This window comes from Pseudomonas putida (assembly GCF_050989985.1).
Classification (GTDB): Bacteria; Pseudomonadota; Gammaproteobacteria; order Pseudomonadales; family Pseudomonadaceae; genus Aquipseudomonas; species Aquipseudomonas putida_AI.
This window is the reverse complement of sequence record NZ_CP158815.1, coordinates 250,456-277,277: the sequence shown is the minus strand read 5'-3', so window position 1 is coordinate 277,277 and position 26,822 is coordinate 250,456. Positions and strand designations below refer to the sequence as shown.

Below are 26,822 nucleotides of genomic sequence, written 5' to 3'. Positions count from 1 at the left end.
CTTCGTCTATTTGCGCAGCAGGCGCAAACCGTTGAACACCACCAACAGGCTCACGCCCATGTCGGCAAACACTGCCATCCACATGGTAGCGAGCCCGGCGAAGGTTACCCCAAGAAAGATCGCTTTGATGACCAGCGCCAGCGCGATGTTCTGCTTGAGGATGCTCGACGTATCCCGCGACAGACGAATGAACATCGGGATTTTGCGCAGATCGTCGTCCATCAGGGCGACATCGGCGGTTTCGATGGCGGTATCGGTACCGGCGGCGGCCATGGCGAAACCGATCTCGGAACGCGCCAGCGCCGGCGCGTCGTTGATGCCGTCACCGACCATGCCGACGCGGTGCCCCTGCGCATACAGCGCTTCGATGGCTTGCAGTTTGTCAGTCGGCAGCAAATCGCCCCGGGCCTGATCGATACCCACCTGCGCCGCAATCGCCTGGGCGGTATGGACGTTGTCGCCGGTCAACATCAGGGTTTTCACCCCCAGCTCGTGCAATTGGCCGATGGCTTCTCGGCTGGTTTGCTTGACCGTGTCCGCCACGGCGAACAGCGCCAACGGGCCGGACCGGTCGAGCAGCAGCACCACGGACTTGCCCTGTTTCTCCAGCGCGAACAGTTTTTCTTCCAGTGCGGGCGAGCACAGGCCCAACTCTTCGACCAGTCGATGGTTACCCAGGTGGAAGGTCTGGCCGTTGATATCGCCGCGTACCCCACGACCGCCCAGCGCCTGGAAGTTATCCACAGTCAGCTGCGCCAGCTGTTTATCCACAGCGGCATTGGCGATGGCTAGCGATACCGGGTGATCGGAACGCCCGGCCAGTGCTGCCGCCAGGGCCGGAGCCGTGGCTTCGGCGGTCGGGTCGAGCGGCAGGTAGTCGGTCTGCACCGGTTTGCCGTGGGTGATGGTCCCGGTCTTGTCCAACGCCAGATAGTCGAGCTTGAAACCGCCCTCCAGATACACGCCACCCTTGACCAGAATGCCTTTGCGCGCCGCCGCAGCGAGGCCGCTGACGATAGTCACCGGGGTGGAAATCACCAGCGCGCACGGGCAAGCCACTACCAGCAGCACCAGCGCGCGGTAGATCCAGTCGAACCAGGCAGCGCCCATGAACAGCGGTGGAATGAGCGCCACGGCCAAGGCAAGCACAAATACCGCCGGGGTGTAGATCTTCGAGAATTGATCGACGAATCGCTGGGTCGGCGCCCGCGCACCCTGGGCCTGTTCCACGGCGTGGATGATCCGCGCCAGCGTCGAATGGCTAGCCGCAGCGGTCACCGCGTATTCCAGCGAGCCGGCCTGATTGATGGTGCCGGCGAACACCTTGTCGCCGACGGTTTTCTCCACCGGCAGGCTTTCCCCGGTAATCGGCGCCTGATCGATGGTGGAGCTGCCGCTGAGCACTTCACCGTCCAACGCGATGCGCTCGCCGGGCCTCACCCGCACGCGGGCGCCAGGATCGACGCTCTTCACATCCTGTTCGGCCCAACTGCCATTGACCTGCAACACCGTGGCCTGCTCCGGCGTCATCTGCATCAGGCCGCTGATCGCGTTGCGCGCGCGGTCCAGCGAGCGAGCCTCGATCAGCTCGGCCACGGTGAACAGGAACATCACCATCGCCGCTTCCGGCCACTGGCCAATGAGGATCGCGCCGGTCACCGCGATGCTCATCAGCGCGTTGATGTTCAGATTGAGGTTCTTCAGGGCGATCCAGCCCTTTTTGTAGGTACCCAGGCCACCGCTGAGGATCGAGACCAGGGCGATGACCGCCACCACCCAGTTCGGCGCGACACCGGTGAAGTGGATCACTTCGGCCAGCAGCGCACCTACGCCGGAAAGCGCCAGGGGCCACCAGTGTTTCTTTTCAGGTGCCGGGGCCGGTGGTTCGACACCTTCTTCCAGCGGCTCGGCCTGCATGCCGAGGGACTGGATGGCATCAATGATAGGTACGGTATTGGGGAGATTATGGGTCACACCGAGCACCCGATTGATCAGATTGAACTCCAGCTGCTGTACGCCGGTCAGTTTTCCTAGCTTGTTCGAAATCAGCGTTTGTTCGGTCGGGCAGTCCATGGCCTCGATGCGGAAGTTGCTGCGCCGCGCATCGGCGCTGGGCGCTTCGCTCAACCGGATCAGCGCAGGCGCTGCAGCCTTGGAGGAACAGCAGGAATCACCGCCGTGGGAATGTTTGTGCACAGGCTGCAGTTTGTGACTGTGATCGTGCCCGTCGCCGGGTTTGTGAACATGCAGGGAATCGCTCATTGGTTTCGTCCATAAGAGTACCTGTTGCCAAGTAAAGACCCTGTAGCGACTATAGGGTCAAGCACCCTTTTTGGAGATCATCGTCATGAAGATCGGAGAGCTGGCGAAACTCACGGATTGCGCGGTAGAAACGATCCGCTACTACGAACGCGAAAGCCTGCTGCCGGAACCGGCCCGCAGCGAAGGCAACTATCGCGTCTACACCCAGGCCCACGCCGAACGCCTGACCTTCATCCGCAACTGCCGCACCCTGGACATGACCCTGGAAGAGATCCGCAGCCTGCTGGCCTTTCGCGACAGCCCGCAGGACCAGTGCGAAAGCGTCAATGCGCTGATCGACGAACACATTCATCACGTCAAGGCACGGATCGACGGGCTGCTGGCGCTACAGACGCAACTGCTCGACCTGCGCCAACGCTGCGGCGAAGGGCCGGAAATCGATCAATGCGGGATTTTGCAGCGGCTGGAAGTGAGTGGCGGGGTGGTGGCGACGGAGGTGGAGCATTCGCATGTGGGGCGTAGTCACGGCCATTAAGCCTCACCCAAAAACAAATGTGGGAGCGAGCCTGCTCGCGATGACGGTGGCACATCCAACAATGATGTGACTGATAAACCGCTATCGCGAGCAGGCTCGCTCCCACAATTGATTGGTGTTTGGCTTCAGACCGCCATCGGCGCCGTCATCGGCGCATGGTGCTCATAGCCTTCCAGCGAGAAGTCGCCCGGCTCTACCAGCTCCAGCCATTCCGGCTGATAGACACCTGTCTTGGCAAACTCCGGCACACGGTCACTGATGACCAGCTTCGGCGCCGGCAACGGCTCGCGCTTGAGCTGTTCGTTGAGCATGTCCAGGTGGTTTTCGTAGACGTGGGCGTCGCCGATGAAATAGGTGAACCAGCGCGGCGTGTAGCCGGTCAGGCGCCCGATCAGGCTCAGCAGGGCAGCGCCTTCGGTGAGGTTGAACGGCGTGCCCAGGCCCAGGTCGTTGGAGCGGATGTAGAGTGTCAGAGAGATCTCTTTGGTCTCGACATTCGGGTGGAACTGGTACAGCAGGTGGCACGGCGGCAGGGCCATTTCATCGAGCTGCGCGCAGTTCCAGCCGTGGAACAGGATGCGGCGGCTGCCCGGGTCGTTGATGATGGTGTCGACACACTGACGCACCTGATCGATGGCCTTGTACAGCACCACATAGGCCTGGCCGTCTTCCTCGCCTTCGGCGATCTGGCGATAGCCCTGCTTAAGCGTCTGCTCGATGGCGGCCTGGTTGCTGCGCGGAATCTGTTTGTACGCCGGCCATTTGCGCCATTGCACGCCGTAGATTTCGCCGAGGTCGTCTTCGCCCTGACGGAACGGGTTGGCCAGCCATTGCGCGTTTTCGTTGGCGTTCTGGTCCCAGACCTTGCAGCCCAGCGCGCGGAATTCAGCGGCGTTGTTCACGCCACGCAGAAAACCGCACATTTCGCCGATGGCCGATTTGAAGGCCAGCTTGCGGGTGGTGATCGCCGGGAAACCTTCCTGCAGGTCATAACGCAGCATCGCGCCGGGAAAGCTGATGGTGTTCACACCAGTGCGGTTGGCCTGCTTGGTGCCGTTCTTGATGACGTGGGCGACCAGTTCGAGATATTGCTTCATGAGTTACCTGTGTCCTTGAACCCGCAGCAGCCGCTGCGGGGTTCGAATTTATACGGCTGCCGCGGGCGCTGCCGGTGCACGGCGATAGGCCAGCCAGATCAGCAACAGACCGCCGAGGATCATCGGCACGCACAGCACCTGGCCCATGGTCAGCCAGTTCCAGGCCAGATAGCCCAGCTGCGCGTCCGGGACGCGGACGAATTCGACGATGAATCGGAAGATGCCATAGAACAGCGCGAACATGCCGGACACTGCCATGGTCGGCCGTGGCTTGCGCGAGAACAGCCACAGGATCAGGAACAGTGCCACGCCTTCGAGCGCGAACTGATACAGCTGCGACGGGTGGCGCGGCAACTGCGCCGGATCACTGAACGGCGGGAAGATCATCGCCCACGGCACGTCGGTCGGCTTGCCCCACAGCTCGGCATTGATGAAGTTGCCGATGCGCCCGGCGCCCAGGCCGATCGGCACCATTGGCGCGACGAAGTCCATGAGCTGGAAGAACGACTTGTTGTTCTTCTTGCCGAACCACAGCGCCGCCAGCATCACGCCGATGAAACCACCATGGAACGACATGCCACCTTTCCAGACCTCGAAGATCAGGGTCGGGTTAGCCAGATAGGCGTGCAGATCGTAGAACAGCACGTAGCCCAGGCGTCCGCCGACGATCACCCCCATCGACATCCAGAACACCATGTCGGAGAGTTTTTCCTTGGTCCAGGTCGGATCGAAGCGGTTCAGGCGGCGGGACGCCAGCAGCCAGGCGCCGCCAATGCCGATCAGGTACATCAACCCGTACCAGTGGATTTTCAGCGGACCGATGGCCAGGGCCACCGGATCGATCTGCGGGTAAGGCAGCATTGCGACTCCTTGTAAGCGTTCAAATCTTCAAAATACCCGGGCGACGCTGCCACCTCAGGATTAAGCCAGGATTGTGTCGTGCGTCAGAACAGGAAACTCAGGCCGACGCAGAACAGCAAAGCGGCAAACAGCCTTTTCAGCAACTTTGGCGACAGCTTGTGCGCCAGTCGCGCGCCGATGCGGGCAAACACCATGCTGGTCAGGGCAATGCCCAGCAGCGCCGGCAAATAAACAAAACCGAGACTATGGGCCGGCAGCAGGGGATCGTGCCAGCCCAGAATCATGAAACTTAATGCACTTGCAAAAGCGATCGGCAGGCCACAGGCCGACGAGGTCGCGACGGCCTGCTGCATCGGCACGCTGCGCCAGGTCAGGAACGGTACGGTCAGCGAACCGCCGCCAATCCCGAAAATCGCCGAAGCCCAGCCGATCACACTGCCGGCCACGGTCAGGCCGAGTTTGCCCGGCACGGTTCGACTGGCCTTGGGCTTGACGTCCAGCGCCAGTTGCGCGGCGATCACCAGGGCAAAGACACCGATGATTTTTTGCAGGTTGGGTCCGGAAATCGCTTCGGCGGTCAGGGCGCCGAATCCGGCACCGATCAGAATGCCAACCGTCATCCACACGAAGATCGGCCAGCGCACGGCGCCACGACGATGGTGCTCGCGCACTGCGTTCACCGAAGTGAAGATGATGGTCGCCAGCGAAGTACCGACGGCGAGGTGGGTCAGGATCGACTGATCGAAACCCTGCAAGGTAAAGCTGTACACCAGCACTGGAACGATGATGATCCCGCCGCCCACGCCAAACAGCCCGGCCAGCACACCGGCACAAGCGCCGAGCGCCAGATAGAGCAGAAATTCCATGCTGTTTCCCCACCCAACCCCAAAACCGGAGCGGCATGGTAACGGATGCATGGCCTCGGGCTCCACTGGATGGCGATGGATACCCGCACGATGACTGCGTAGAGTGGGCAAAAAACACACAAGGACCACCTTATGTGCCTGATTGTTTTCGCCTGGCGACCGGGGCATGCCCAGCCGCTGATCGTGGCGGCCAACCGCGACGAATTCTATGCACGCCCCACCCTGCCGCTGGCGCAATGGCCTGAGTCGCCGCAGGTATACGCCGGCCGCGACCTGGAGGCCGGCGGCACCTGGCTCGGTGTCGGCAGCCACGGGCGCTTTGCCGCGCTGACCAATATCCGCGATCCGCAGCGGCCGCCGGGGCGCAAGTCCCGGGGTGAACTGGTCGCGCGCTTTCTCACCGGCGAACTGCCAATTGATGACTATTTGAGCGACGTTGTTGCACGTTCGCCGGAATATGGCGGATTTAATCTACTGGTGGGCAACAGCCATGAGCTCTGGCACTTCAATGCCCGGGAATCGGAAGCGGTGATGCTGGCACCGGGCGTGTATGGGCTGTCGAATGCGGGGCTGGATACGCCGTGGCCGAAATTGCTCAAGGCCAAAGCCGCGCTGAGCGAAGTGCTCGACGATCCGCAACCTCAGGCGTTGCTGGCATTACTCGCCGATGCGCAGCAAGCGCCGGCTGCGGATCTGCCGGACACCGGGGTGGGATTGGCCACCGAGACACTGCTGTCGAGTGTGTTCATTGCCAGCCAGAGCTATGGGACCCGGGCGAGTACGGCGCTGATTGTGCAGGCCGACGGTGCTCGGCATCTGGTCGAAAGGAGTTTCGGGCCGTATGGCGGGCATCTTGGGGAGGTGGAGATCAGGCTTTAGTTTTGCGCTGTCCGGGCGGACCTCATCGCGAGCAGGCTCGCTCCCACAGGGATCTTCAACACACGGGAGATCCATTGTGGGAGCGAGCCTGCTCGCGATAGGGCCGCCGCAGGCTTAGAGAGCCTTGACCGCAGCCGGGTTGACCATCTTCGCCAGCCCAAGGTTCTTCAGCGCCAGTTGCAGCGAGCTGTGGATCACTTGTGGGTTGTCGATGGTCATCAGCTGGGCCAGCAATTCCCTGGCCATGCCCAGGTTGATCTGGCGCAGCATCCACTTCACCTTCGGCAAGTTGGTGGCGTTCATCGACAGGCTGTCGAAACCCATCGCCATCAACAGCACCGCCGCCGCCGGATCACCCGCCATCTCGCCGCAGATGCTCACCGGCTTGCCTTCGGCATGGGCGTCGCGCACTACGGTTTGCAGGGCTTGCAGCACCGCCGGGTGCAGGTAGTCGTAGAGGTCGGCCACCCGCGGGTTGTTGCGGTCCACGGCCAGCAGGTACTGGGTCAGGTCGTTGGAGCCGACCGACAGGAAGTCCACCTGCCGCGCCAATTCCTTGGTCTGGTACACCGCCGCCGGAATCTCGATCATCACGCCCACGGGCGGCATCGGCACGTCGCAGCCTTCGTCGCGCACCTCGCCCCAGGCACGGTGGATCAAATGCAGGGCTTCTTCCAGCTCATGGGTGCCGGAGATCATCGGCAACAGGATGCGCAGGTTGTTCAGGCCTTCGCTGGCCTTGAGCATGGCGCGAGTCTGTACCAGGAAGATTTCCGGGTGGTCGAGGGTGACGCGAATGCCGCGCCAGCCGAGGAACGGGTTGTCTTCCTTGATCGGGAAGTACGACAGCGCCTTGTCGCCACCGATATCCAGCGTACGCATGGTGACCGGTTGCGGGTGGAACGCGGCAAGCTGCTCGCGGTAGATCGCCAGCTGTTCCTTCTCGCTCGGGAAGCGCTGGTTGATCATGAAAGGCACTTCGGTGCGGTACAGGCCGACACCTTCGGCGCCGCGCTTCTGTGCACGCGCCACATCCGCCAGCAAGCCGGTGTTGACCCACAACGGCATGCGGTGGCCGTCGGTGGTCACGCAGGGCAGGTCGCGCAGGGAATCGAGGCCCAGGGCCAGTTGTTTCTCTTCTTCCACCACTTCGGCGAACTGCTTGCGCAACACTTCACCGGGGTTGGTGTACACCTCGCCACGGTTACCGTCGACGATCAGTTCGATGCCGTCGACCTTGGCGTATGGCAGGTCGACCAGGCCCATCACCGTCGGGATGCCCATGGCTCGCGCCAGGATCGCAACGTGGGAGTTGCCTGAACCCAGTACCGAAACCAGACCGACCAGCGTGCCTTCCGGCACCTCGCCGAGCATCGCCGGCGTCAGCTCTTCGCTGACCAGAATGGTTTTTTCCGGGTAGACCAGATTCTGCTGACGCTCTTCCTGCAGGTAGGCGAGCAGCCGACGACCCAGGTCCTTGACGTCCGACGCCCGCTCACGCAGGTATTCGTCGTCCATCAATTCGAAGCGGTTGACGTGATCGGTCACCACCTGACGCAGGGCACCCTGGGCCCATTGCCCGGTCTTGATCACGGTGGTCACTTCGCTGCCCAGCGCCGCATCGTCGAGCATCATCAGATAGACGTCGAACAGGGCGCGCTCTTCCGGGCGCAACTGGGTGGCGAGCTTGGCGGACAGGGCACGCATGTCGGCGCGCACGCCTTCGATGGCGGTCTTGAACAGCCCCAGCTCGGCGTCGATGTCGGTGATGGTCTTGTCGGGCACCACGTCCAGATCGGCCGGTGGCAACATGACCACGGCCGTACCCACCGCAGCACCCGGCGAACCCGGTACGCCGACGAACTTGGCTTCCTGGATACCCTTGCCCTGACGGCCCAGGCCGCGGATGGAGCCGGTGGCCTCGGCGTGGGCGATAACGCCGGCGAGCTGCGCGCTCATGGTCACGAGGAAGGCTTCTTCACCCTCATCGAACTGGCGGCGTTCTTTCTGTTGAATGACCAGCACGCCGACGACGCGACGGTGGTGAATGATCGGCGCCCCGAGGAACGAGGCGTAGCGTTCTTCGCCGGTCTCGGCGAAGTAGCGGTAGCGCGGGTGATCCGCGGCGTTTTCGAGGTTCAGGGGTTCTTCACGCGTGCCGACCAGGCCGACCAGACCTTCATTGGGGGCCATGCTGACCTTGCCGATCGAGCGCTTGTTCAAGCCCTCGGTGGCCATCAGCACGAAACGGTTGGTCTCGGGGTCAAGCAGGTAGACCGAGCAGACCTGGCTGCCCATGGCCTCTTTGACGCGCAACACAATAATCCCCAACGCCGCCTTGAGATCCTTGGCGGAGTTAACTTCCTGGACGATCTTGCGCAGCGTATTGAGCATGGCTCGGGGTCGAACTCCGTCGTCAGTCGCGCGCTAAAAGGCGCGGGGCAAGCTCTTTGAGAGCGCGTCGATACACCTCGCGCTTGAATGTCACCACCTGGCCCAGCGGATACCAATAGCTGACCCAGCGCCAGCCATCGAATTCCGGTTTACCGGTCAAATCCATCCGCACCCGCTGCTCGTTGGAGATCAGGCGCAGGAGAAACCACTTCTGTTTCTGGCCGATGCACAGCGGTTGGCTGTGCGTCCTGACCAGACGTTGCGGCAAACGATAGCGCAACCAGCCCCGGGTGCAGGCGAGTATTTCAACATCTTCGCGCTCCAGGCCCACTTCTTCGTTCAACTCGCGGTACAAGGCGTCTTCCGGCGTCTCCTGGGGGTTGATCCCGCCCTGAGGAAACTGCCAGGCATCTTGATTGATTCGGCGAGCCCATAGCACCTGGCCGGCATCATTCGTAAGAATGATCCCGACATTAGGACGAAAACCATCGGGGTCGATCACGGCAACAACCTCGCAAACGCATGTCGCCGCATTGTTCCACAAAGGTCGTGAGGGCAGCAACGCGCCGTCTTACCTTATGTGCACTCTTGTGAAAAGTCCGTATTCTGGACGCCTTTCTACAGACTTTTCAGCGAGTAACTGCAATGCGGCTGGCTTTATTCGACTTGGACAACACGCTTCTGGGCGGCGACAGCGACCACGCCTGGGGCGATTACCTGTGTGAACGCGGCTTCCTCGACCCTGTGGCCTACAAGGCGCGCAACGACGAGTTCTATCAGGACTACCTGGCTGGCAAGCTGGATAACGCCGCCTACCTGAACTTCTGCCTGGAAGTCCTGGGCCGTACAGAAATGGCCACGCTGGACCAGTGGCACAACGAGTTCATGCGCGACTGCATTGACCAACTGATGTTGCCCAAGGCCTTCGAACTGCTGGCCAAACACCGTGATGCTGGCGACAAGCTGGTGATCATCACCGCCACCAACCGCTTCGTTACCGGCCCCATCGCCGAGCGCCTGGGCGTCGACACCCTGATCGCCACCGAATGCGAAATGGTCGATGGCCGCTACACCGGGCGCAGCACCGACGTGCCGTGCTTCCGTGAGGGCAAGGTGACGAGACTCAATCGTTGGCTGGAGGAGACCGGGTACAACCTGGAGGACAGCTACTTCTACAGCGACTCGATGAATGACCTGCCACTGCTGGAGCAGGTGGCGAATCCGGTGGCGGTTGATCCGGATCCGAATCTGCGGGCTGAGGCCGAGAAGCGTGGCTGGCCGGTGATTTCGTTGCGCGACTGATTACGCCATCGCGAGCAGGCTCGCTCCCACAGTGGATTTGCGATCGACGCACCCCCCCTGTGGGAGCGAGCCTGCTCGCGAATGGGGCGACACAGGTTAAGGCATCAAACCGGCTTGGCACCCATCAACCCGGCAATGGCGACAAAGCAGACAAAGCTGAACAACGCCAAGGCAAAGCTGAACTTGCCCACGCCACCCGGCGTCTTGCGCACTTTGTTCAACCGCACCAGCAGCCAGAACCACGCCAGCGCCGCCACGGTGTACAGCACACTCGAGGCCAGCAGCCAGGTTTGCCCCAGCGGCCAGCCCACCAGATGCACCATCCACCATCCGGTGAATGGCATGCTCAGCAGCGCCAACCCCATCAACAGCCAGATGAACACACGCGGACTTTGCAAGGTGCGGCTCGGAGCCGTCGCGTCGCCATTACGCTTGGTGCGCCAGACCCAGACCCCCAGGCCCAGCGCGCAAAGCAGCACAACCACCGTCGCCACCATGTGCGCCGTCTTGAGGGCAGTTAAGGTTTCCATGGTTCGATCTCCTTATGCGTTGCCCCTCAGCGTAGCCGGTCAGCCAAGAAACAGCTGATAGGCCGGGTTGTCGCTTTCATCCCAGTACGGGTAACCGATTTCTTCCAGCGCCGCCGGCACCAGATGACGCTCGTCATGGGGAACCTGCAGCCCCGCGACCACACGACCATCCGCCGCGCCATGGTTGCGGTAGTGGAACATCGAGATATTCCAGCGCCCGCCGAGTTTGTTGAGGAAGTTGAACAAGGCCCCCGGACGCTCCGGGAACTCGAAGCGCAGGATCACTTCATCCACCACGTGCGCCGCGCGACCGCCGACCATGTGGCGAATGTGCAACTTGGCCAGTTCGTTGTCGGTCAGGTCGACCACCGGGAAACCCTGCTCGCCAAGGCTGGCGATCAGTGCGCTGCGCGGGTCGGTGTCCGGGTGCGTTTGCACGCCGACGAAGATGTGCGCTTCGCTGCCGGTGTTGTAGCGGTAGTTGAATTCAGTGATCTGGCGCTTGCCGATGGCTTCGCAGAACGCCTTGAAGCTGCCCGGTTTCTCGGGAATGGTCACGGCGATGATGGCTTCGCGGCCCTCGCCCAGCTCCGCGCGCTCGGCCACATGGCGCAAGCGGTCGAAGTTGACGTTGGCGCCGGAGTCGATGGCGACGAAGGTGTGCCCGGTGACACCGCGTTGCTCGACGTATTTCTTGATCCCGGCCACGCCCAAGGCGCCGGCAGGTTCAGTGATCGAGCGGGTATCGTCGTAGATATCCTTGATCGCTGCGCAGATCTCGTCGGTACTGACGGTGATCACTTCATCGACGTGGTCCTTGCAGATATCGAAGGTGTGCTGACCGATCTGCGCCACCGCCACGCCGTCGGCGAAGATGCCCACGGTCGGCAGCACCACGCGCTCGCCCGCGGCCATGGCGGCTTGCAGGCAGTTGGAGTCGTCCGGCTCGACACCGATGATCTTGATGTCCGGGCGCAGGTATTTGACGTACGCCGCGATGCCGGCGATCAGGCCGCCACCACCCACCGGAACGAAAATCGCATCCAGGCGCCCCGGATGCTGGCGCAGAATCTCCATGGCCACCGTGCCCTGCCCGGCAATGGTGTGGGGATCGTCATAGGGATGAATGTAGACGTAGCCCTTTTCGTCGACGAGCTTCAGCGAGTAGGCCAGGGCTTCGGGGAACGAGTCGCCGTGCAGCACCACTTTGCCGCCACGCGAACGCACGCCTTCGACCTTGATCTCGGGGGTGGTCTTGGGCATGACGATGGTCGCCTTCACACCCAATACCTTCGCAGCCAGCGCCAGGCCCTGGGCATGGTTGCCCGCCGAAGCCGTGACCACGCCACGGGCGCGCTCTTCGTCGCTCAGCTGCGTGAGTTTGTTGTACGCGCCGCGAATCTTGAACGAGAACACCGGCTGCAAGTCTTCGCGCTTGAGCCAAATCTCATTGCCCAGCCGCTCGGAGAGCTGGCGGGCAGTCTGCAATGGGGTTTCTACGGCAACGTCATAAACGCGCGAGGTGAGGATCTTTTTGACGTACTGTTCAAGCATCGGAAAGCATCACTGAGCGGGTTGGGCGGGACCAAGGAGTCTAACCCGGCTTTTGGGCGGGCGACCACCCTGTAGGAGCGAGCCTGCTCGCGAAAAACCCTGGAGCGCCGCTGGGTATCTGGATATGCGCGTTATCGTTCACGAACATCGCGAGCAAGCTTTGCTCCCACGGGGACCGCGTCGCTCTGCCGAATATGCCAATCGGGCAATGACCTTCCCCGCCCCGAGGCCTATAATGCTGGCCTCTCGTTTCCCCCCTTCGACACCTCGGAGCCCGCATGACCCAGGATCAACTCAAACAGGCAGTGGCCCAGGCCGCCGTCGACTTCATCCTTCCGAAACTCGACGACAAGAGCATCGTCGGGGTCGGCACCGGCTCCACCGCCAACTGCTTCATCGACGCCCTGGCCCAGCACAAGGGTGCGTTCGATGGCGCGGTCGCCAGCTCCGAAGCCACTGCCGCCCGCCTCAAGGGCCACGGCATTCCGGTGTACGAACTGAACACAGTCAGCGACCTGGAGTTCTACGTCGACGGCGCCGATGAAAGCGACGAGCACCTGAACCTGATCAAGGGCGGCGGCGCGGCGCTGACCCGCGAGAAGATCGTCGCGGCCGTGGCCAAGACTTTCATCTGCATCGCTGACGCCAGCAAGCTGGTACCGGTGCTCGGCGCGTTCCCGCTGCCGGTGGAAGTGATTCCGATGGCCCGCAGCCACGTGGCCCGCCAACTGGTCAAGCTGGGCGGCGACCCGGTCTACCGCGAAGGCGTAGTGACCGACAACGGCAACATCATCCTCGATGTGTTCAACATGCAAATCACCAACCCGGTGGAGCTGGAAACGCAGATCAACGCGATTGTTGGCGTGGTTACCAACGGCCTGTTCGCGGCGCGGCCGGCGGATTTGCTGTTGCTGGGGACCAGTGAAGGCGTGAAAACCCTGCGCGCTAACTAAGCCAACAAAAGCAAAACCTGTGGGAGCGAGCCTGCTCGCGATAGCGGTGTAACAGCCAACAGAGATGTTGAATGTTAGGGCCCCATCGCGAGCAGGCTCGCTCCCACAGTTGTTTTTGCGGGGTCTGTCAGGGTTGTGGTGGCTTCCTGAAGACGTAAAACAGATTCGGCTCACTCACCAGGTACATCGTACCGTCGTCATCCATGGCGATCCCTTCCGCCTGCGGCACGGTCTTTTGCAACCCCTGGCGCCCCTTTCTCAACGACATAGTGCTCAGCGGTCGCCCGTCCACATCCAGCTCCAGAACCAGCCGCGATTCATCCGACAGCGCCAGCAAGTGACCACTGCGCTCGTCATATTGCAGGCTCGACAGGTCGCGTACGAACATCCCGGCATCACGCTTGGGGTTGTTGATAACGTGTACCGCGTAGGATTTTTCCGGATTGAAGTGCGGAAACCCGTGCACTTCGTAGATCAGCATCGGGTCGCGCTCCTTGGCGACAAACAGGCGCTTGCCCACCGAGTCGTAAGCCAGCCCCTCAAAACCCAAATTGCCGCCCATATGCAAGCCGAGGGTCATCTGTTCCGCATCCGCGGCGTCCAGAAAGGTGGTGTCCTGCTCCAGATGAATCTTGATCAACCGCTGCTGGTATTCGTCGGTGATGACGTAAGTGTCGGCGCTGATGAACTCGACCGCTTCCGGGTCGCCAAACCCGACCAGCGCAACCCGGCGCAAAATCTTGCCATCGAGGGAGAGTTCGATCAGCTCTGAGTTCTTGTTGGTGACGGTAAACAGGCTTTTGCGAATCGGATCGTAGGTCAGCGCCGAAACATCATCGTCCAGCCCATCAATGACCTGCCCCTCCAGCACCACTCGGTACTGATCCAGTCCAATGGATTGAGCATTCACCGGCTGCCAAAGCGTATTGAGGTTGAACCAGGCGCGCTCGAACAGGCGCAGGTACTGACCGATCGCGACCGACAGGATCAGCGCAATCATCAACACTAGGAGAATCAGCGGTTTGGGGCGGGCAAATCGACGCATGGGCACAAGCTCGGAGTCAAAACAGGCGGATGAAATATCACGCCTGTCTGAATTAAAGCTTAATGGTCATAAACCGAAATAAACACGCCTGTGTAGGAGCTGCCGGAGGCTGCGATCTTTTGATTTTTTAAAGGCAAAGTCAAAAGATCGCAGCCTTCGGCAGCTCCTACAGGGGGCGCGGAGATTACTTCTGTTTTTCGAAACGGTAGAACAGGTTCGGTTCGCTCACGATGTATATCGTGCCCGCCTCGTCCATGGTCACGCCTTCGGCGCGTGGGATGGTGTTTTTCAGACCGTTGAAGCCGTGCAGCAGGGTCATGAAGCTGACCTGCTCGCCCTTCTTGTCCAGTTCCAGCAGCAGGTGCGAGTCGGCGGACAGCACCAGCATGTGACCGGTACGCGGATCGATGGCAAGGGCCGACAGGTTGCGAACGTCCAGTGCGTGACTGGCAAGCTTGATCTTGTCACCGCTCAGGGCCTTGCCGTCACTTTTCCAGGTGAACAGCGCCGGCGGACGTTCTTCACCCAGCAGCAGTTGCTGATTGCTCGAATCCCAGGTGATGGCTTCGAATGCCTTGTTCTGGTCTTTCGAAGGGCCGAGATCATATTTCGGGAAATTGGCGATGTTCAGCTCGCGAGTATCGGCATCGACCTTGACGATAGTGATCAGGTGATCGCGCTCATCGACAATCGCCAGCAGTCCGTTGCCCAACACGGTGACACCTTCCGGGTTGCTCCAGCCCACCAGCGGCATCTTGCGCAGCACATCGCCCTGCAGGTTCAGCTCGACCAGGAACGGATTCTTGCCCATCACCGAAAACAGGGTTTTGGTCTGGGGATCGTAGGCCACATCCGATGCCTCGTCCCTTTCCATGCCCGGCAGCAGCTTGGCGTCGATCACCGCGTGATAGTCCGGCAGCCAGACGCTCTGCTGCTTCTCGGCGGCGCTTTCGAAACGCTCCTTCACCCACAGCACGCCTCGATCATCCCAATGCATGGCGAACGCCAGGCCATAGGCAACCACTGCCAGCAGCAACAGCCAGGTGTACCAACGCAAGGCGAAGCGCGAGCGGCGGGTAGATTTAAGCGTGGAAAGCGGTTGAGTGGCCATCAGAGAATGGATTCCAGAAAATCAGGCATGGGGAAGTCTGAGAATTATCCAGACACCCTGTGAAAAAATCGGGAAATTGCAGGCAATCACAAATCCACTGTGGGAGCGAGCCTGCTCGCGAACGCGGAGTATCAGACAACATTTATGTCGACTGGCACGCCTTCTTCGCGAGCAGGCTCGCTCCCACAGGGTTCAGTGGCGTTCTAACGAACGCTACTGGTAAAACGGCTCACGCCTGGCAGCTCCAGCACCAGTTCATCGCCGACATTCAGCGGCCCGACGCCAACCGGCGTGCCGGTCAGGATCACATCACCGGCCTGCAGCGAGAAGCACCCGGCCATGTGCTGGATCATCGGCACGATCGGGTTGAGCATGACGCTGCTGTTGCCGTCCTGGCGAACTTCACCGTTGATGGTCAGGCGAATGCCGATGTCGGTCAGGTCGGCAAAGGTGCTGCCGGACACGAACGGCGCGATCACCGCCGCGCCGTCGAAGGACTTGGCGATTTCCCAGGGCAGGCCCTTGGCTTTCAGCTCGGCCTGCTTGTCGCGCAGGGTCAGGTCCAGGGCCGGCGCGAAACCGGAGATGGCGTCGAGCACTTCTTCACGGCTCGGTTTGGTCGACAACGGCTTGCCGATCAACACCGCGATTTCCGCTTCGTAATGCACCGAACCACGATCGGTCGGAATGCTGAAGCCACCTTCCAGCGGCACGACACAACTGCCCGGCTTGATGAACAACAGCGGCTCGGTAGGCACCGGGTTGTCCAGTTCCTTGGCGTGTTCGGCGTAGTTACGGCCGATGCACACCACTTTCCCCAGCGGGAAATGAATACGCGTACCGTCGACATACTGGTGCTGATAGCTCATGGACCGACTCCTGGTTCGTAGCTCTTGGATGCGAAAGTCAAACAGCGAAAATCTTGCCCGGGTTCATGATGCCGTTCGGGTCGAACACGGCCTTGAGCGCTTTCATGTACTCGATCTCGACCGGCGAGCGGCTGTAGGCCAGGTAATCACGCTTGGTCATGCCCACGCCGTGCTCGGCGGAGATCGAACCGTTGTATTTCTCGACGGTTTCGAACACCCACTTGTTGACGGTGGCGCACTTGGCGAAGAACTCGTCCTTGCTCAGGTTATCCGGCTTGAGGATGTTCAAGTGCAGGTTGCCGTCGCCAATGTGGCCGAACCAGACAATTTCGAAATCCGGATAGTGTTCGCCGACGATCGCGTCGATTTCCTTCAGGAAAGCCGGGACTTTCGACACGGTGACCGAAATGTCGTTCTTGTACGGCGTCCAGTGGGAAATGGTTTCCGAGATGTACTCGCGCAGCTTCCACAGGTTCTGCAGCTGGGTTTCGCTCTGGCTCATCACACCGTCCAGCACCCAGCCCTGCTCCACGCAGTGCTCGAAGGTTTCCAGGGCGAGGTTGGCCACTTCTTCGGTGGTCGCTTCGAATTCCAGCAGCGCGTAGAACGGGCAATCGGACTCGAACGGCGCCGGTACGTCGCCGCGCGCCATGACCTTGGCCAGGGCCTTGTCGGAGAAGAATTCGAAGGCGGTCAGGTCGAGCTTGCTCTGGAATGCGTGCAGTACCGGCATGATCGAATCGAAATCGGCGGTGCCGAGGACCATCGCGGTAAGGTTTTTCGGGGCACGATCCAGGCGCATGGTGGCTTCGACGACAAAACCGAGGGTGCCCTCGGCGCCGATGAACAGCTGGCGCATGTCGTAGCCGGTGGCGTTCTTGATCAGGTCGCGGTTCAGTTCCAGCACATCACCCTTGCCGGTCACGACTTTCATGCCGGCGACCCAGTTACGGGTCATGCCGTAGCGAATTACCTTGATTCCGCCGGCATTGGTGCCGATGTTGCCGCCAATCTGGCTGGAACCTGCCGAAGCGAAATCCACCGGGTAGTACAGGCCCTTTTCTTCGGCCACGTTCTGCAAATGCTCGGTCACCACGCCTGGCTGACAAACGGCGGTGCGGTCGGTCAGGTTCACGTCGAGGATCTGATTCATGTAGTCGAAGGAGACAACGACTTCGCCATTGGCGGCCACGGCAGCGGCGGAAAGCCCGGTACGACCGCCGGACGGCACCAGCGCGACCTTGTGCTTGTTGGCCCACAGGACGATGGCCTGGACCTGCTCGGTAGTCTTGGGAAAGACGATGGCGCTCGGGGCAGGGGCGAAGTGCTTGGTCCAATCCTTACCATAAGCATTCAGGGAGTCGGCATCGGTCAATACCTTGCCAGGCTCGACCAGGGTCTTCAGTTCTTCAATCAGGGCAGGATTGGTCATCGACAGAACTCTCGAACAATTCATGGTCATCCTGAGAACGCTTCACGTCGCAGGAATGAGTGTTTAGCAGGGCGCGTATGCTAGCATACCGACCCCGCAGGATAGTGCCCAACGGCTGTTCTGCGGCGACGGCTTTCCTGCCGTCCGGGTCAGCTCCGGGCTGCTCCCTTCCCTGCCATTTTTCTCCGGGATACAGGTTTACGCAGATGAGCAAGACTTCTCTCGATAAGAGCAAGATCAAGTTCCTTCTTCTCGAAGGCGTCCACCAATCGGCTGTCGACGTCCTCAAGGCGGCGGGCTACACCAGCATCGAGTACCTCACAGGTTCTCTGCCGGATGCCCAGCTCAAGGAAAAGATCGCTGATGCTCACTTCATCGGCATTCGCTCGCGCACTCAACTGACCGAAGAGATCTTCGATCACGCGAAGAAGCTGGTCGCTGTCGGCTGCTTCTGCATCGGCACCAACCAGGTTGACCTGGAAGCGGCTCGCGAGCGCGGTATCGCCGTGTTCAACGCCCCGTACTCCAACACCCGCTCCGTTGCCGAGCTGGTACTGGCCGAAGCGATCCTGTTGCTGCGCGGCATCCCTGAGAAGAACGCTTCCTGCCACCGTGGCGGCTGGATCAAGAGCGCGGCCAACTCCTTCGAAATCCGCGGCAAGAAGCTGGGCATCGTCGGTTACGGCTCGATCGGTACCCAACTGTCGGTCCTGGCCGAGGGCCTGGGCATGCAGGTTTACTTCTACGACACCGTGACCAAGCTGCCTCTGGGCAACGCCACTCAGGTCGCCAACCTGCACGAACTGCTGGGCATGTCCGACATCGTGACCCTGCACGTTCCGGAAACCGCTGCGACCCAGTGGATGATCGGCGAGAAGGAAATCCGCGCCATCAAGAAGGGCGGCATCCTGATCAACGCCGCGCGCGGCACCGTGGTCGAGCTGGACCACCTGGCAGACGCCATCAAGGACAAGCACCTGATCGGCGCGGCCATCGACGTATTCCCGGTGGAGCCACGCTCCAACGACGAAGAGTTCGAAAGCCCGCTGCGTGGCCTGGACAACGTGATCCTGACCCCGCACATCGGTGGTTCCACCGCCGAGGCGCAAGCCAACATCGGCCTGGAAGTGGCCGAGAAGCTGGTCAAGTACAGCGACAACGGTACCTCGGTATCGTCCGTGAACTTCCCGGAAGTGGCCCTGCCGGCTCACCCTGGCAAGCACCGCCTGCTGCACATCCACGAGAACATCCCGGGTGTGATGAGCGAGATCAACAAGGTCTTCGCCGAAAACGGCATCAACATTTCCGGTCAGTTCCTGCAGACCAACGAGAAAGTCGGCTACGTGGTTATCGACGTAGACGCCGAATACTCGGAACTGGCGCAAGAGAAGCTGCAGCACGTCAACGGCACCATCCGTAGCCGCGTACTGTTCTGATAGCGACTTGAGCGACAAAAAAAGGGAGCCTGATGGCTCCCTTTTTTCATCCGCGCGTCATTTGACGTGGACGGTGATTTTCTCCGAGAGGATCGGCGGATCGAACGGCAGGTGGTTGGCGTCGCCCAACTCCAGTTGCAAGGTGTGCTCGCCCGGTTTCAGCGTCACTTCGGCCTGGGTCTGCGCCTTGCCGAAATGCAGGTGGTTGGCATCGTTCGGAATCGGCTGGCCGGCGGCCGGCAACTGGTCGACGTCGACCAGCAAATGGTGATGGCCGGTGTTCTTGGTGGGGTCGCCCGCAGGTGCCAGCGAAACATTTTCAACAGCGAACTTGACCACGAAGGTCTGCGGAACCGTGCCGCCGTCCTTGGGAGAAACGATGGACACTTCGGCACCCTTCGGCGCCGGCGTAGCACTGGCCAGCACGGAAACACCCATCAACAGGCCAGCCAAGGCAGCACGTGACATAAAGGTTTTCATTCTCTTCTCCAGTTTTTACGTAAAATTCCCGTGACCATCACAACTTCATGGTCAATCGTTGTCGAAGGCACTCGACAACCATAGCAAAGCGAGCCTGAACCAGAGCGTCGCAATAATGAATTCAAGGAGTGACCATGCGCTTTCTGCCTGGCCTGATCTGCCTGCTACCCCTTTTGAGCCCATTGGCTCACGCCGAACTGATTGACGATGTAAACGACCGCGGCGAACTGCGCATCGCCCTTGAGGCTAATACCCCCCCGTTCAATTTCAAGAAAGACGAGAAGCTGGAAGGCTTCGAAGTCGAACTGGGTCAATTGCTGGCCAACGAACTGGATGTGCGCGCCGACTTTGTCGTCACCGACACCAACGATCTGTTGACCGGTGTTGAAAGCGGCAAGTACGACATCGCCATCAATCACATTACACAGACCCCGGCGCTCACGGATCGTTTCGACTTCAGCGAGCCTTACATTCGCACCAGCGCGCAATTGATCGCGCAGAAAGACGAGCAACCGCAGTCCATCCTGTTGGTGCAGTCGCTGACAGAAGCAAAGCCCAAGGCCTCCCCGACGGTGAACCTGGCGATACCGTTCCAGAAGGGCAACCCGGCGTTTCACGCCAGCCTGGAAAACGCGTTGCAGCGGATCAAGGCCGATGGCCGCATGCAGGCGCTGGAGGAGAAGTGGTTTGGGGCGGAATCGGGTGAGATGCCGAAGCCCTGATACCAATGAGGAACCCACTGTGGGAGCGAGCCTGCTCGCGATAGCGGAGTAACAGTCGACACAATTGTTGAACGTTGAGCCGCCATCGCGAGCAGGCTCGCTCCCACAGGGTTTTATGGTGATTGTCGGTCCTGTGTTGCCAAAGCCTGCGCCGCCTCAGCCAATTCCAGCTCACTGAACACCAGCACCCCATGGCGCCTGAGCAACGCCGCCGTCACCCCTTCGCCACTGACCTTCACCCCGCTGAAGGTCCCGTCATAGGTCAGCCGATTACCGCAGGACGGGCTGTTGGCCTTGAGCACGGCAATGCGGATGTCATGCTTTTGCACCAGTTCCAGAGCTTGCCGGGCCCCGGAGAGAAACTGCGCGCTGACGTCGACGCCCTCGGTGGTGATCACCGCCGCCTGCCCATCCAGCACTTGCGCGCCCTGCCCGCCCGGAATCTCCGCGGCCGCCCGGGGTGTCGGCAAGCCTCCGGCGACTTCCGGGCACAAGGGCACGACCCGACCTTCGTCGAGCCACAGTTGCAATTGATCGAACGGCCCGCTGGCACCGCCGTCGTAACGGACGCGATGACCCAGCAGGCAACGGCTGACCAGGATTTTCTGCATGATCAGAACGGCTCGTTGCCGCGACGCCGGAACCAGCCGGTCAATGACAGACGATCACGGGTCGCCGGCAGGACTTCATGGGGCACGTCACCCGAGAGGAACACCACAAGGCAGCCGCCGGTCGGCAGCACATCGTGTTGCGTATCCTCGTCCAGGTACATGCGCAACTCACCACCGTGCTCCGGCAGCCAGGTGTCATTGAGGTAGACCACCGCCGACACCGTGCGCCGGTCGTCATCGCGGAAACGGTCGACGTGCTTGAGGTAGAACGCGCCGGGCGGGTACATCGCGAAATGGCACTCGAAATCTTCCAGGCCCAGGAACAGGTGGCGGTTCATCGCTTCGCGCAGGCTGTCCATCAGGTTCAGGTAGCTGTCGCAGGACTCGGCCTGGCCTGGCTCGATCCACTGGATGTGATCGCCACGAATCCCCTCGCGAATCTCCGTGGAAGGCCCGCGCCCGACCGCCGCCGGCGCCAGCTCGCCCTCGGCATTGCGTTTACGGCACTCGGCCGCCAGCGCGCGGGTCAGATCCAGAGGCAGGAAAATATTTTGCCGCGACCAGCCATTGGCAGCCAGGTCATCGACGATTCGTAACAGCAATGGGTGATCAGAAGATATTTGCATGGCGCGCATAGTATTCCCGCGCTTGAAAATCCGACAGAGCCACGCGGCGGGTTGATACGAATTCTCGACAAGACCGTATGCCACACGGAGAATAGTCGCCTGCTGACAGGAGTCCCTATGCGCCGTTTGCTTTTCTCTCTGCTGATGTTCTGCGTTTTGCCCGCCTGGGCAGACGGCCACGACCAGTTGTACAAGGTCGCAGGCTGGCCGGAACAACGCGCGCATTTCAACGACGCCCTCTCCGCAGCCCAACAACGCTACCAGAGCAGCCTGCCGCCAGCGGTGTTCCAGGCCCTGGTCAACAACAGCAACCAGCGTTTCGATCCCAAGGCCGTAGACCAGCGCGCCGAAGCGCAATTGCGCAAGAACCTCGCCGACCCCAAGCCTGCCCTGGCGTTTTTCCAGACCCCGCTGGGCAAGAAGATCGTGGCCGCCGAGCTGCTGGCGACCCGCCGCGATCAATTGGCAAAAAACGCCAAGGGCCTGCCAAAGATGACGGCCAGCGACAGCCGCCTGCTGATCATCGGCCACCTGGCCCAGGCGTTGCCCGCACGCGAGGCCGGCGCCGAAGTCAGCCTGGCGATCGCCGGTGTGGCCGCCGACAGCCTGAGTTCGATGATTCCCGGCCTGCTCGGTGCAGGCCAGGCCCAGGGGATGTTGAACGGGCAACGCCAGCGCCTGATGGACCAGATCGGCAGCGACCTGAACAACACCCTGTTGTACGTCTATCGCGATCTGTCGGATGAAGAGCTGGAAGAGTTCGCCACCTTTGCCGAGTCGGCCGAGGGCAAGGCTTATTATCAGGCGGCGCTGGCGGCGATCAAGGCGGGATTGGCGGTGGGGCAGAGCAATTCGAACCTGAGCCAGTAACTTTCGGCACCTTACAAACCGCCATCGCGAGCAGGCTCGCTCCCACAATGGATCTGTTTACACCGAACCACTGTGGGAGCGAGCCTGCTCGCGATGGGGCCATCAAAGCCGCTAAAGATTCCTGCCCTTGATCCGCTTGCTCAAAAACCCGAAAAACTCCCCGCGCAACACTGCCGCCTCATTCGCCAGATGATGCCGCGCCTCTGGCAGCATCAACACCTGGGGCCGATCAAACTTGGCTTTCAACACCTCCAGGTTGTGCTGCCAATCCACCGTCATGTCCGCCTGCCCCTGCACAACCAGAGGTCGCCGGGGGCTGGCCGGCGCGGCTTCCACGCGCTTGATCCAGCGCGCCAACGCCCCCACCCATGCCGTCGGCAGGCGTAGCGGTTGCAAGGGGTCGGCCTGCAGGAATGGCAGAAAAGCCGGGTCGTTGGAGTTTTCACTGAAGCGCCGGGCGATGGCTTTGACGAATGGCCGGAGCAGGTAATAACTGAGCTGCGACCAACCCCACGAGCGCGGCCGCACCAGCGGCGCCAACAGGATCACCTGGCCCTGGGCCGGACTGTCCGCCCCCGCATGCAACACGTGATCGATCACGATCGCCCCGCCGGTGCTCTGTCCACATAGGTGCCACGGTTGCGGCAGGCCCAGGGACTGCGCTTCGGCAAACAGCCCTTGCAAGGTGTCCTGGTACTCGGCGAAGTCCCTGATGCTGGCCCGCTCGCCGCTGGACAGCCCATGCCCCGGCAAATCGCAGGCGATGACAGCAAAGTCCTGCTCCAGCGCCCACTCGATCACATGCCGATAGAGGCCGGTGTGATCGTAGAAACCGTGGATGACAAACAGCGTCGCCTTCGGCCGCTCGGGCCACCAGACCTGACTGACCAATTCATAACCGTCGACCTGAAACCGCCCCAGCCGGCTGCTGACGTTACGCGAGGAAAAGTCCAGCCCGTAAAACCGCTGATAGGCCAGCGCCTGCGCAGACAATGGCTGCCCTTCGGTCAGGGGCCGCAGGCTGGCGCGCAGTTGATCAGGGTCGAAGGTGGCGGACATGAGCGATTCCAGGGGGGCAAAACGGGCTTGATTGATCTGCGATATTCATCTGTCGCGGCAAGCATGGCAAGCTAGCCGACCTTCGAGGATTGAACCCATGCGATCGCCCTTGCGCGCCACCCTGTTTATCAGCCTGCTTGCCCTGCTGTGCGCCGCGGTCCTGTGGGCGGCCTATGACTGGTTCCAGGGGCGCTATCTGCGCGCGTTCAGCGAGCACACGGCGCTGTTCTCCGGCGATCCGCTGCGACTTCCCGACACCCTTGCCGGCCCTGGCGCTATTCGCTTGGTCCATTTCTGGGACCCGGCCTGCCCGTGCAATGTCGGCAATCAACAACACCTGAGCGAACTGGTCGAGCAATACCGTCCCCAGGGCGTCGAATTCTATTCGGTGCAAAAAGCCGGCAGCCACGGCCAGTTGCCGAACACCCTGAGCAGCCTGAAAACCCTCGACATCCTGCCCGGTTCCGAGCAGATCCCCGCCAGCCCCGCCGTGGCGATCTGGGACCGCAGCGGCAAACTGGCGTACTTCGGCCCCTACAGCGAAGGCCTGACCTGCAACTCCAGCAACAGCTTTATCGAGCCGATCCTCAAGGCGCTGAACGAAGGTCGCCCGGTGAGTGCCACGCACACACTCGCGGTGGGGTGTTACTGCCCCTGGCCGGTCGACACCACCCGATAAGGTCAAACCCCGCGCCGCGAATCCCTCCTACGGGCGATGCATACATTCTGTGAGCCGTGTTAAACAGTGGCACCAGGGAACTGCTGCCACCCATAACAACAAGGAGTCACCATGAAACGTAGCCTGACCGTTCTCGGATTGCTGATCGCCGCGCTCGCCGCAGGAGCCGGCGGATACCTCTACAGCAAGCAACCGACACGTCAGGGCATGGTGGAACTGCAACACCTGCAAGGCTCGGTCACCGTGCGCTACGACGAGCGGGGCGTGCCGCACATCCGTGCCGAAAACGAACCCGACCTGTACCGCGCCCTGGGTTACGTCCATGCCCAGGACCGACTGTTCCAGATGGAAGTCCTGCGTCGCCTGGCCCGTGGCGAGCTGGCCGAAGTGCTCGGCCCGAAACTGCTCGACACCGACAAGCTGATGCGCAGCCTGCGCATTCGCGAACGCGCCGAAACCTACCTGGCGAACCTGGATAAACAATCGCCCACCTTCATCGCCATGCAGGCCTATCTGGATGGCATCAACCAGTATCAGGACAGCCACGCCAGACCCGTGGAGTTCGATGTGCTGGGCATCCCGAAACGCCCTTTCACCGCGCAGGACACCATCAGCATCGCCGGCTACATGGCCTACAGCTTTGCCGCGGCATTCCGCACCGAACCGCTGCTGACCTTCGTGCGTGATCAACTCGGCGCCGACTACCTGAGCGTGTTCGATCTCGACTGGCAGCCAAAGGGCGTGCTGACCAGCCACGACAGCGACACCGCGCCAGCACTGGCCAGTGTCGACTGGAAGGACCTCAACGCCCTCGCCCGCCTGAGCGAGCAGGCCTTGGCCGACAACGGCCTGCCGCAATTCGAGGGCAGCAACGCCTGGGCCGTGGCCGGCAGTCGCACCAAAAGTGGCAAGCCGCTGCTGGCGGGTGACCCGCATATTCGCTTTTCCGCGCCGTCGGTGTGGTACGAAGCACACCTCTCGATGCCCGGCTTCGAGCTCTATGGCCACTATCAGTCGCTGATGCCGTTTGCCTCGCTGGGCATGAACCGGGATTTCGGCTGGAGCATCACCATGTTCCAGAACGATGACCTGGATCTGATTGCCGAAAAGACCAACCCGGACAACCCCAATCAGGTCTGGTACCGCGGCAAATGGGTGGACATGGTGACAAGCGAACAGCAGATCGCGGTCAAGGGCCAGGACCCGGTGACGCTGGTGCTGCGCCAGTCGCCCCACGGCCCGATCGTCAACGATGCACTGGGCAAGAGCGTCGGCAAAACCCCCATTGCCATGTGGTGGGCGTTTCTCGAATCCCAGAACCCGATTCTTGAAGGCTTCTACCAGCTCAACCGCGCCGATACGCTGGCCAAGGCCCGCAGCGCCGCGGCTAAAGTCCAGGCGCCTGGCCTGAACATCGTCTGGGCCAACGCCAAGGGCGACATCGGCTGGTGGGCTGCGGCACAACTGCCAAAACGCCCGGCAGGTGTGCGGCCGTGGTTCATTCTCGACGGCAGCACCAGCGACGCCGACAAGGATGGCTTCTACCCGTTCAGTGCCAACCCCCAGGAAGAAAACCCGACGCGGGGTTACATCGTCTCGGCGAATTTCCAGCCGCTGTCACCGACGGGCATGGAGATCCCCGGCTATTACAACCTGGCCGACCGGGGCCAGCAGCTCAACCATCAGCTCGGCGACAAGAACGTCAAATGGAATCTGGAGTCCAGCCAGGCCCTGCAACTGGGCACCACCACAGGCTACGGTCCGCGTTTGCTGGCACCGCTGATTCCGGTGCTGCGCAGCGTGGTGACCGATCCCGCCGAATTGAAACTGGTGGAACAACTGGCCCAGTGGAAAGGCGATTACCCACTGGACTCGCTCAACGCCACGCTGTTCAACCAGTTCCTGTTCAATCTGGCTGACGCGACGATGCACGATGAACTGGGCGATGATTTCTTCGAAACCCTGCTCTCGACTCGCGTGATCGACGCCGCGCTGCCAAGGCTGGCAGCCAACCCTGATTCACCCTGGTGGGACAACCGCAACACCCTCGGCAAGGAATCCCGCGCCGATACGGTCAAGGCGGCATGGCAGGCCAGCATTGCCCACCTCAAGAACACGTTTGGTGCGGATTTCACGCAATGGCAATGGGGCAAGGCGCACACCCTGACCCACGGCCATCCGCTGGGCCAGCAAAAGCCGCTGGACCGGCTGTTCAACATCGGTCCGTTCGCCGCACCCGGCACCCATGAAGTACCGAACAACCTGTCGGCGAAGATCGGCCCGGCACCGTGGCCGGTGACCTATGGCCCTTCGACCCGACGCCTGATCGACTTCGCCGACCCGACCCACAGCCTGACCGTCAACCCGGTGGGCCAGAGTGGTGTGCTGTTCGACAGCCACTATGACGATCAGGCCGAGGCGTACATCGAAGGGGTTTACTTCCAGGCGCATCTCAATGATGAAGAGGTGACGGCCAATACTCGCAGTACGTTGAAGCTTCTGCCGGCGCGGTCGGGGCAATAGATTTTTGCTGGCCGGGCTGACGCTATCGCGAGCAGGCTCGCTCCCACATTGGCATTGCTTACACCGAACCACTGTGGGAGCGAGCCTGCTCGCGATGAGGCCCTCAACAACAGCGAAGATTCATGA

25 protein-coding genes are annotated in these 26,822 nt (G+C 61.4%); 9 read left to right on the top strand and 16 right to left on the bottom strand.

Annotation, left to right across the window (positions count from 1 at the left end):
• Nucleotides 1-6 precede the first annotated feature (6 nt).
• Nucleotides 7-2,262 carry a heavy metal translocating P-type ATPase gene (locus tag ABTV29_RS01345; RefSeq protein ID WP_433768472.1) on the bottom strand — a complete coding sequence of 752 codons (2,256 nt, stop codon included), beginning with the start codon at nt 2,260-2,262 and terminating at the stop codon, nt 7-9.
• A gap of 85 nt (nt 2,263-2,347) precedes the next feature.
• Between ABTV29_RS01345 and cadR the strand changes: the two genes are divergently transcribed.
• Complete coding sequence (gene cadR, locus ABTV29_RS01340) at nt 2,348-2,797, top strand: Cd(II)/Pb(II)-responsive transcriptional regulator (protein WP_433768470.1); 450 nt, start codon at nt 2,348-2,350, stop codon at nt 2,795-2,797.
• A 125-nt stretch (nt 2,798-2,922) separates the two neighbouring features.
• Here cadR and ABTV29_RS01335 read toward each other — a convergent pair whose 3' ends face one another.
• From ABTV29_RS01335 to ABTV29_RS01325, 3 genes are all read right to left on the bottom strand, one after another.
• On the bottom strand, nt 2,923-3,894 hold the full coding sequence (locus ABTV29_RS01335) for a thymidylate synthase (protein ID WP_433768469.1): 972 nt from the start codon (nt 3,892-3,894) through the stop codon (nt 2,923-2,925).
• Nucleotides 3,895-3,942: 48 nt separating this feature from the next.
• Nucleotides 3,943-4,755, bottom strand: coding sequence for a prolipoprotein diacylglyceryl transferase (gene lgt, locus ABTV29_RS01330; protein ID WP_433768468.1), 813 nt, complete (start codon nt 4,753-4,755; stop codon nt 3,943-3,945).
• Between the two features lie 83 nt (nt 4,756-4,838).
• Nucleotides 4,839-5,621 carry a sulfite exporter TauE/SafE family protein gene (locus ABTV29_RS01325; protein ID WP_433768467.1) on the bottom strand — a complete coding sequence of 261 codons (783 nt, stop codon included), beginning with the start codon at nt 5,619-5,621 and terminating at the stop codon, nt 4,839-4,841.
• Between the two features lie 132 nt (nt 5,622-5,753).
• On the opposite strand from ABTV29_RS01325, the gene ABTV29_RS01320 reads away from it, so the two are divergent.
• On the top strand, nt 5,754-6,500 hold the full coding sequence (locus ABTV29_RS01320; RefSeq protein WP_433768466.1) for an NRDE family protein: 747 nt from the start codon (nt 5,754-5,756) through the stop codon (nt 6,498-6,500).
• A 114-nt stretch (nt 6,501-6,614) separates the two neighbouring features.
• Here the strand turns inward: ABTV29_RS01320 and ptsP are convergent, their stop codons facing one another.
• Nucleotides 6,615-8,894 carry a phosphoenolpyruvate--protein phosphotransferase gene (ptsP, locus tag ABTV29_RS01315; protein WP_433768464.1) on the bottom strand — a complete coding sequence of 760 codons (2,280 nt, stop codon included), beginning with the start codon at nt 8,892-8,894 and terminating at the stop codon, nt 6,615-6,617.
• A gap of 22 nt (nt 8,895-8,916) precedes the next feature.
• A complete protein-coding gene (locus ABTV29_RS01310) occupies nt 8,917-9,396 on the bottom strand; it encodes an RNA pyrophosphohydrolase (protein ID WP_007897732.1) in 480 nt (159 codons plus the stop codon).
• A 143-nt stretch (nt 9,397-9,539) separates the two neighbouring features.
• On the opposite strand from ABTV29_RS01310, the gene ABTV29_RS01305 reads away from it, so the two are divergent.
• Nucleotides 9,540-10,196 carry an HAD family hydrolase gene (locus ABTV29_RS01305; protein WP_433768462.1) on the top strand — a complete coding sequence of 219 codons (657 nt, stop codon included), beginning with the start codon at nt 9,540-9,542 and terminating at the stop codon, nt 10,194-10,196.
• Nucleotides 10,197-10,300: 104 nt separating this feature from the next.
• On the opposite strand, the gene ABTV29_RS01300 is transcribed toward ABTV29_RS01305, so the two are convergent.
• On the bottom strand, nt 10,301-10,726 hold the full coding sequence (locus tag ABTV29_RS01300) for a DUF2269 domain-containing protein (protein WP_433768461.1): 426 nt from the start codon (nt 10,724-10,726) through the stop codon (nt 10,301-10,303).
• Between the two features lie 39 nt (nt 10,727-10,765).
• Entirely contained in the window at nt 10,766-12,280 is a 1,515-nt protein-coding gene (gene ilvA / locus ABTV29_RS01295; protein ID WP_121104196.1) for a threonine ammonia-lyase, biosynthetic, read from the bottom strand.
• 278 nt (nt 12,281-12,558) lie between these two features.
• Here ilvA and rpiA point away from each other — a divergent pair, with 278 nt between their 5' ends.
• Nucleotides 12,559-13,233 carry a ribose-5-phosphate isomerase RpiA gene (gene rpiA / locus ABTV29_RS01290; protein ID WP_433768460.1) on the top strand — a complete coding sequence of 225 codons (675 nt, stop codon included), beginning with the start codon at nt 12,559-12,561 and terminating at the stop codon, nt 13,231-13,233.
• Nucleotides 13,234-13,360: 127 nt separating this feature from the next.
• On the opposite strand, the gene ABTV29_RS01285 is transcribed toward rpiA, so the two are convergent.
• From ABTV29_RS01285 to ABTV29_RS01270, 4 genes are all read right to left on the bottom strand, one after another.
• Entirely contained in the window at nt 13,361-14,278 is a 918-nt protein-coding gene (locus tag ABTV29_RS01285) for an SdiA-regulated domain-containing protein (RefSeq protein WP_433768459.1), read from the bottom strand.
• Between the two features lie 184 nt (nt 14,279-14,462).
• Nucleotides 14,463-15,389, bottom strand: a complete 927-nt coding sequence (locus tag ABTV29_RS01280) for an SdiA-regulated domain-containing protein (RefSeq protein ID WP_433768458.1) — start codon at nt 15,387-15,389, stop codon at nt 14,463-14,465.
• 203 nt (nt 15,390-15,592) lie between these two features.
• A complete protein-coding gene (locus tag ABTV29_RS01275) occupies nt 15,593-16,258 on the bottom strand; it encodes a fumarylacetoacetate hydrolase family protein (protein WP_433768457.1) in 666 nt (221 codons plus the stop codon).
• Nucleotides 16,259-16,295: 37 nt separating this feature from the next.
• Nucleotides 16,296-17,690, bottom strand: a complete 1,395-nt coding sequence (locus ABTV29_RS01270; protein ID WP_433768456.1) for an FAD-binding oxidoreductase — start codon at nt 17,688-17,690, stop codon at nt 16,296-16,298.
• Nucleotides 17,691-17,896: 206 nt separating this feature from the next.
• On the opposite strand from ABTV29_RS01270, the gene serA reads away from it, so the two are divergent.
• Complete coding sequence (gene serA, locus ABTV29_RS01265; protein WP_433768455.1) at nt 17,897-19,126, top strand: phosphoglycerate dehydrogenase; 1,230 nt, start codon at nt 17,897-17,899, stop codon at nt 19,124-19,126.
• A gap of 57 nt (nt 19,127-19,183) precedes the next feature.
• Here the strand turns inward: serA and ABTV29_RS01260 are convergent, their stop codons facing one another.
• A complete protein-coding gene (locus tag ABTV29_RS01260; RefSeq protein ID WP_433768453.1) occupies nt 19,184-19,606 on the bottom strand; it encodes a DUF4399 domain-containing protein in 423 nt (140 codons plus the stop codon).
• Between the two features lie 134 nt (nt 19,607-19,740).
• Here ABTV29_RS01260 and ABTV29_RS01255 point away from each other — a divergent pair, with 134 nt between their 5' ends.
• Entirely contained in the window at nt 19,741-20,328 is a 588-nt protein-coding gene (locus ABTV29_RS01255; RefSeq protein WP_433768452.1) for a transporter substrate-binding domain-containing protein, read from the top strand.
• Between the two features lie 113 nt (nt 20,329-20,441).
• Here the strand turns inward: ABTV29_RS01255 and ABTV29_RS01250 are convergent, their stop codons facing one another.
• Entirely contained in the window at nt 20,442-20,939 is a 498-nt protein-coding gene (locus tag ABTV29_RS01250) for a DUF523 domain-containing protein (protein WP_433768451.1), read from the bottom strand.
• A gap of 2 nt (nt 20,940-20,941) precedes the next feature.
• Complete coding sequence (locus ABTV29_RS01245; RefSeq protein WP_433768449.1) at nt 20,942-21,574, bottom strand: 2OG-Fe(II) oxygenase; 633 nt, start codon at nt 21,572-21,574, stop codon at nt 20,942-20,944.
• Between the two features lie 108 nt (nt 21,575-21,682).
• Here ABTV29_RS01245 and ABTV29_RS01240 point away from each other — a divergent pair, with 108 nt between their 5' ends.
• Nucleotides 21,683-22,435, top strand: coding sequence for a DUF2059 domain-containing protein (locus ABTV29_RS01240; RefSeq protein ID WP_433768448.1), 753 nt, complete (start codon nt 21,683-21,685; stop codon nt 22,433-22,435).
• A gap of 111 nt (nt 22,436-22,546) precedes the next feature.
• Here ABTV29_RS01240 and ABTV29_RS01235 read toward each other — a convergent pair whose 3' ends face one another.
• Nucleotides 22,547-23,494, bottom strand: coding sequence for an alpha/beta hydrolase (locus ABTV29_RS01235; RefSeq protein ID WP_433768447.1), 948 nt, complete (start codon nt 23,492-23,494; stop codon nt 22,547-22,549).
• Between the two features lie 97 nt (nt 23,495-23,591).
• On the opposite strand from ABTV29_RS01235, the gene ABTV29_RS01230 reads away from it, so the two are divergent.
• Both ABTV29_RS01230 and ABTV29_RS01225 read left to right on the top strand, forming a co-directional pair.
• On the top strand, nt 23,592-24,173 hold the full coding sequence (locus ABTV29_RS01230; RefSeq protein WP_433768445.1) for a DUF6436 domain-containing protein: 582 nt from the start codon (nt 23,592-23,594) through the stop codon (nt 24,171-24,173).
• Nucleotides 24,174-24,284: 111 nt separating this feature from the next.
• Entirely contained in the window at nt 24,285-26,696 is a 2,412-nt protein-coding gene (locus ABTV29_RS01225) for a penicillin acylase family protein (protein WP_433768444.1), read from the top strand.
• Nucleotides 26,697-26,822: the final 126 nt, after the last annotated feature.

What these genes read in the sequence shown, in the direction of transcription:
- ABTV29_RS01245 (WP_433768449.1), bottom strand. Translation starts at nt 21,574, where the DNA reads ATGCGCGCCATGCAAATATCTTCTGATCACCCATTGCTGTTACGAATC.
- ABTV29_RS01230 (WP_433768445.1), top strand. Translation starts at nt 23,592, where the DNA reads ATGCGATCGCCCTTGCGCGCCACCCTGTTTATCAGCCTGCTTGCCCTG.
- ABTV29_RS01255 (WP_433768452.1), top strand. Translation starts at nt 19,741, where the DNA reads ATGCGCTTTCTGCCTGGCCTGATCTGCCTGCTACCCCTTTTGAGCCCA.
- cadR (WP_433768470.1), top strand. Translation starts at nt 2,348, where the DNA reads ATGAAGATCGGAGAGCTGGCGAAACTCACGGATTGCGCGGTAGAAACG.
- lgt (WP_433768468.1), bottom strand. Translation starts at nt 4,755, where the DNA reads ATGCTGCCTTACCCGCAGATCGATCCGGTGGCCCTGGCCATCGGTCCG.
- ABTV29_RS01240 (WP_433768448.1), top strand. Translation starts at nt 21,683, where the DNA reads ATGCGCCGTTTGCTTTTCTCTCTGCTGATGTTCTGCGTTTTGCCCGCC.
- ABTV29_RS01300 (WP_433768461.1), bottom strand. Translation starts at nt 10,726, where the DNA reads ATGGAAACCTTAACTGCCCTCAAGACGGCGCACATGGTGGCGACGGTG.
- ABTV29_RS01275 (WP_433768457.1), bottom strand. Translation starts at nt 16,258, where the DNA reads ATGAGCTATCAGCACCAGTATGTCGACGGTACGCGTATTCATTTCCCG.
- ABTV29_RS01260 (WP_433768453.1), bottom strand. Translation starts at nt 19,606, where the DNA reads ATGAAAACCTTTATGTCACGTGCTGCCTTGGCTGGCCTGTTGATGGGT.
- serA (WP_433768455.1), top strand. Translation starts at nt 17,897, where the DNA reads ATGAGCAAGACTTCTCTCGATAAGAGCAAGATCAAGTTCCTTCTTCTC.
- ABTV29_RS01280 (WP_433768458.1), bottom strand. Translation starts at nt 15,389, where the DNA reads ATGGCCACTCAACCGCTTTCCACGCTTAAATCTACCCGCCGCTCGCGC.
- ABTV29_RS01250 (WP_433768451.1), bottom strand. Translation starts at nt 20,939, where the DNA reads ATGCAGAAAATCCTGGTCAGCCGTTGCCTGCTGGGTCATCGCGTCCGT.
- ilvA (WP_121104196.1), bottom strand. Translation starts at nt 12,280, where the DNA reads ATGCTTGAACAGTACGTCAAAAAGATCCTCACCTCGCGCGTTTATGAC.
- rpiA (WP_433768460.1), top strand. Translation starts at nt 12,559, where the DNA reads ATGACCCAGGATCAACTCAAACAGGCAGTGGCCCAGGCCGCCGTCGAC.
- ABTV29_RS01345 (WP_433768472.1), bottom strand. Translation starts at nt 2,262, where the DNA reads ATGAGCGATTCCCTGCATGTTCACAAACCCGGCGACGGGCACGATCAC.
- ABTV29_RS01270 (WP_433768456.1), bottom strand. Translation starts at nt 17,690, where the DNA reads ATGACCAATCCTGCCCTGATTGAAGAACTGAAGACCCTGGTCGAGCCT.
- ABTV29_RS01225 (WP_433768444.1), top strand. Translation starts at nt 24,285, where the DNA reads ATGAAACGTAGCCTGACCGTTCTCGGATTGCTGATCGCCGCGCTCGCC.
- ABTV29_RS01285 (WP_433768459.1), bottom strand. Translation starts at nt 14,278, where the DNA reads ATGCGTCGATTTGCCCGCCCCAAACCGCTGATTCTCCTAGTGTTGATG.
- ptsP (WP_433768464.1), bottom strand. Translation starts at nt 8,894, where the DNA reads ATGCTCAATACGCTGCGCAAGATCGTCCAGGAAGTTAACTCCGCCAAG.
- ABTV29_RS01320 (WP_433768466.1), top strand. Translation starts at nt 5,754, where the DNA reads ATGTGCCTGATTGTTTTCGCCTGGCGACCGGGGCATGCCCAGCCGCTG.
- ABTV29_RS01335 (WP_433768469.1), bottom strand. Translation starts at nt 3,894, where the DNA reads ATGAAGCAATATCTCGAACTGGTCGCCCACGTCATCAAGAACGGCACC.
- ABTV29_RS01305 (WP_433768462.1), top strand. Translation starts at nt 9,540, where the DNA reads ATGCGGCTGGCTTTATTCGACTTGGACAACACGCTTCTGGGCGGCGAC.
- ABTV29_RS01325 (WP_433768467.1), bottom strand. Translation starts at nt 5,621, where the DNA reads ATGGAATTTCTGCTCTATCTGGCGCTCGGCGCTTGTGCCGGTGTGCTG.
- ABTV29_RS01235 (WP_433768447.1), bottom strand. Translation starts at nt 23,494, where the DNA reads ATGTCCGCCACCTTCGACCCTGATCAACTGCGCGCCAGCCTGCGGCCC.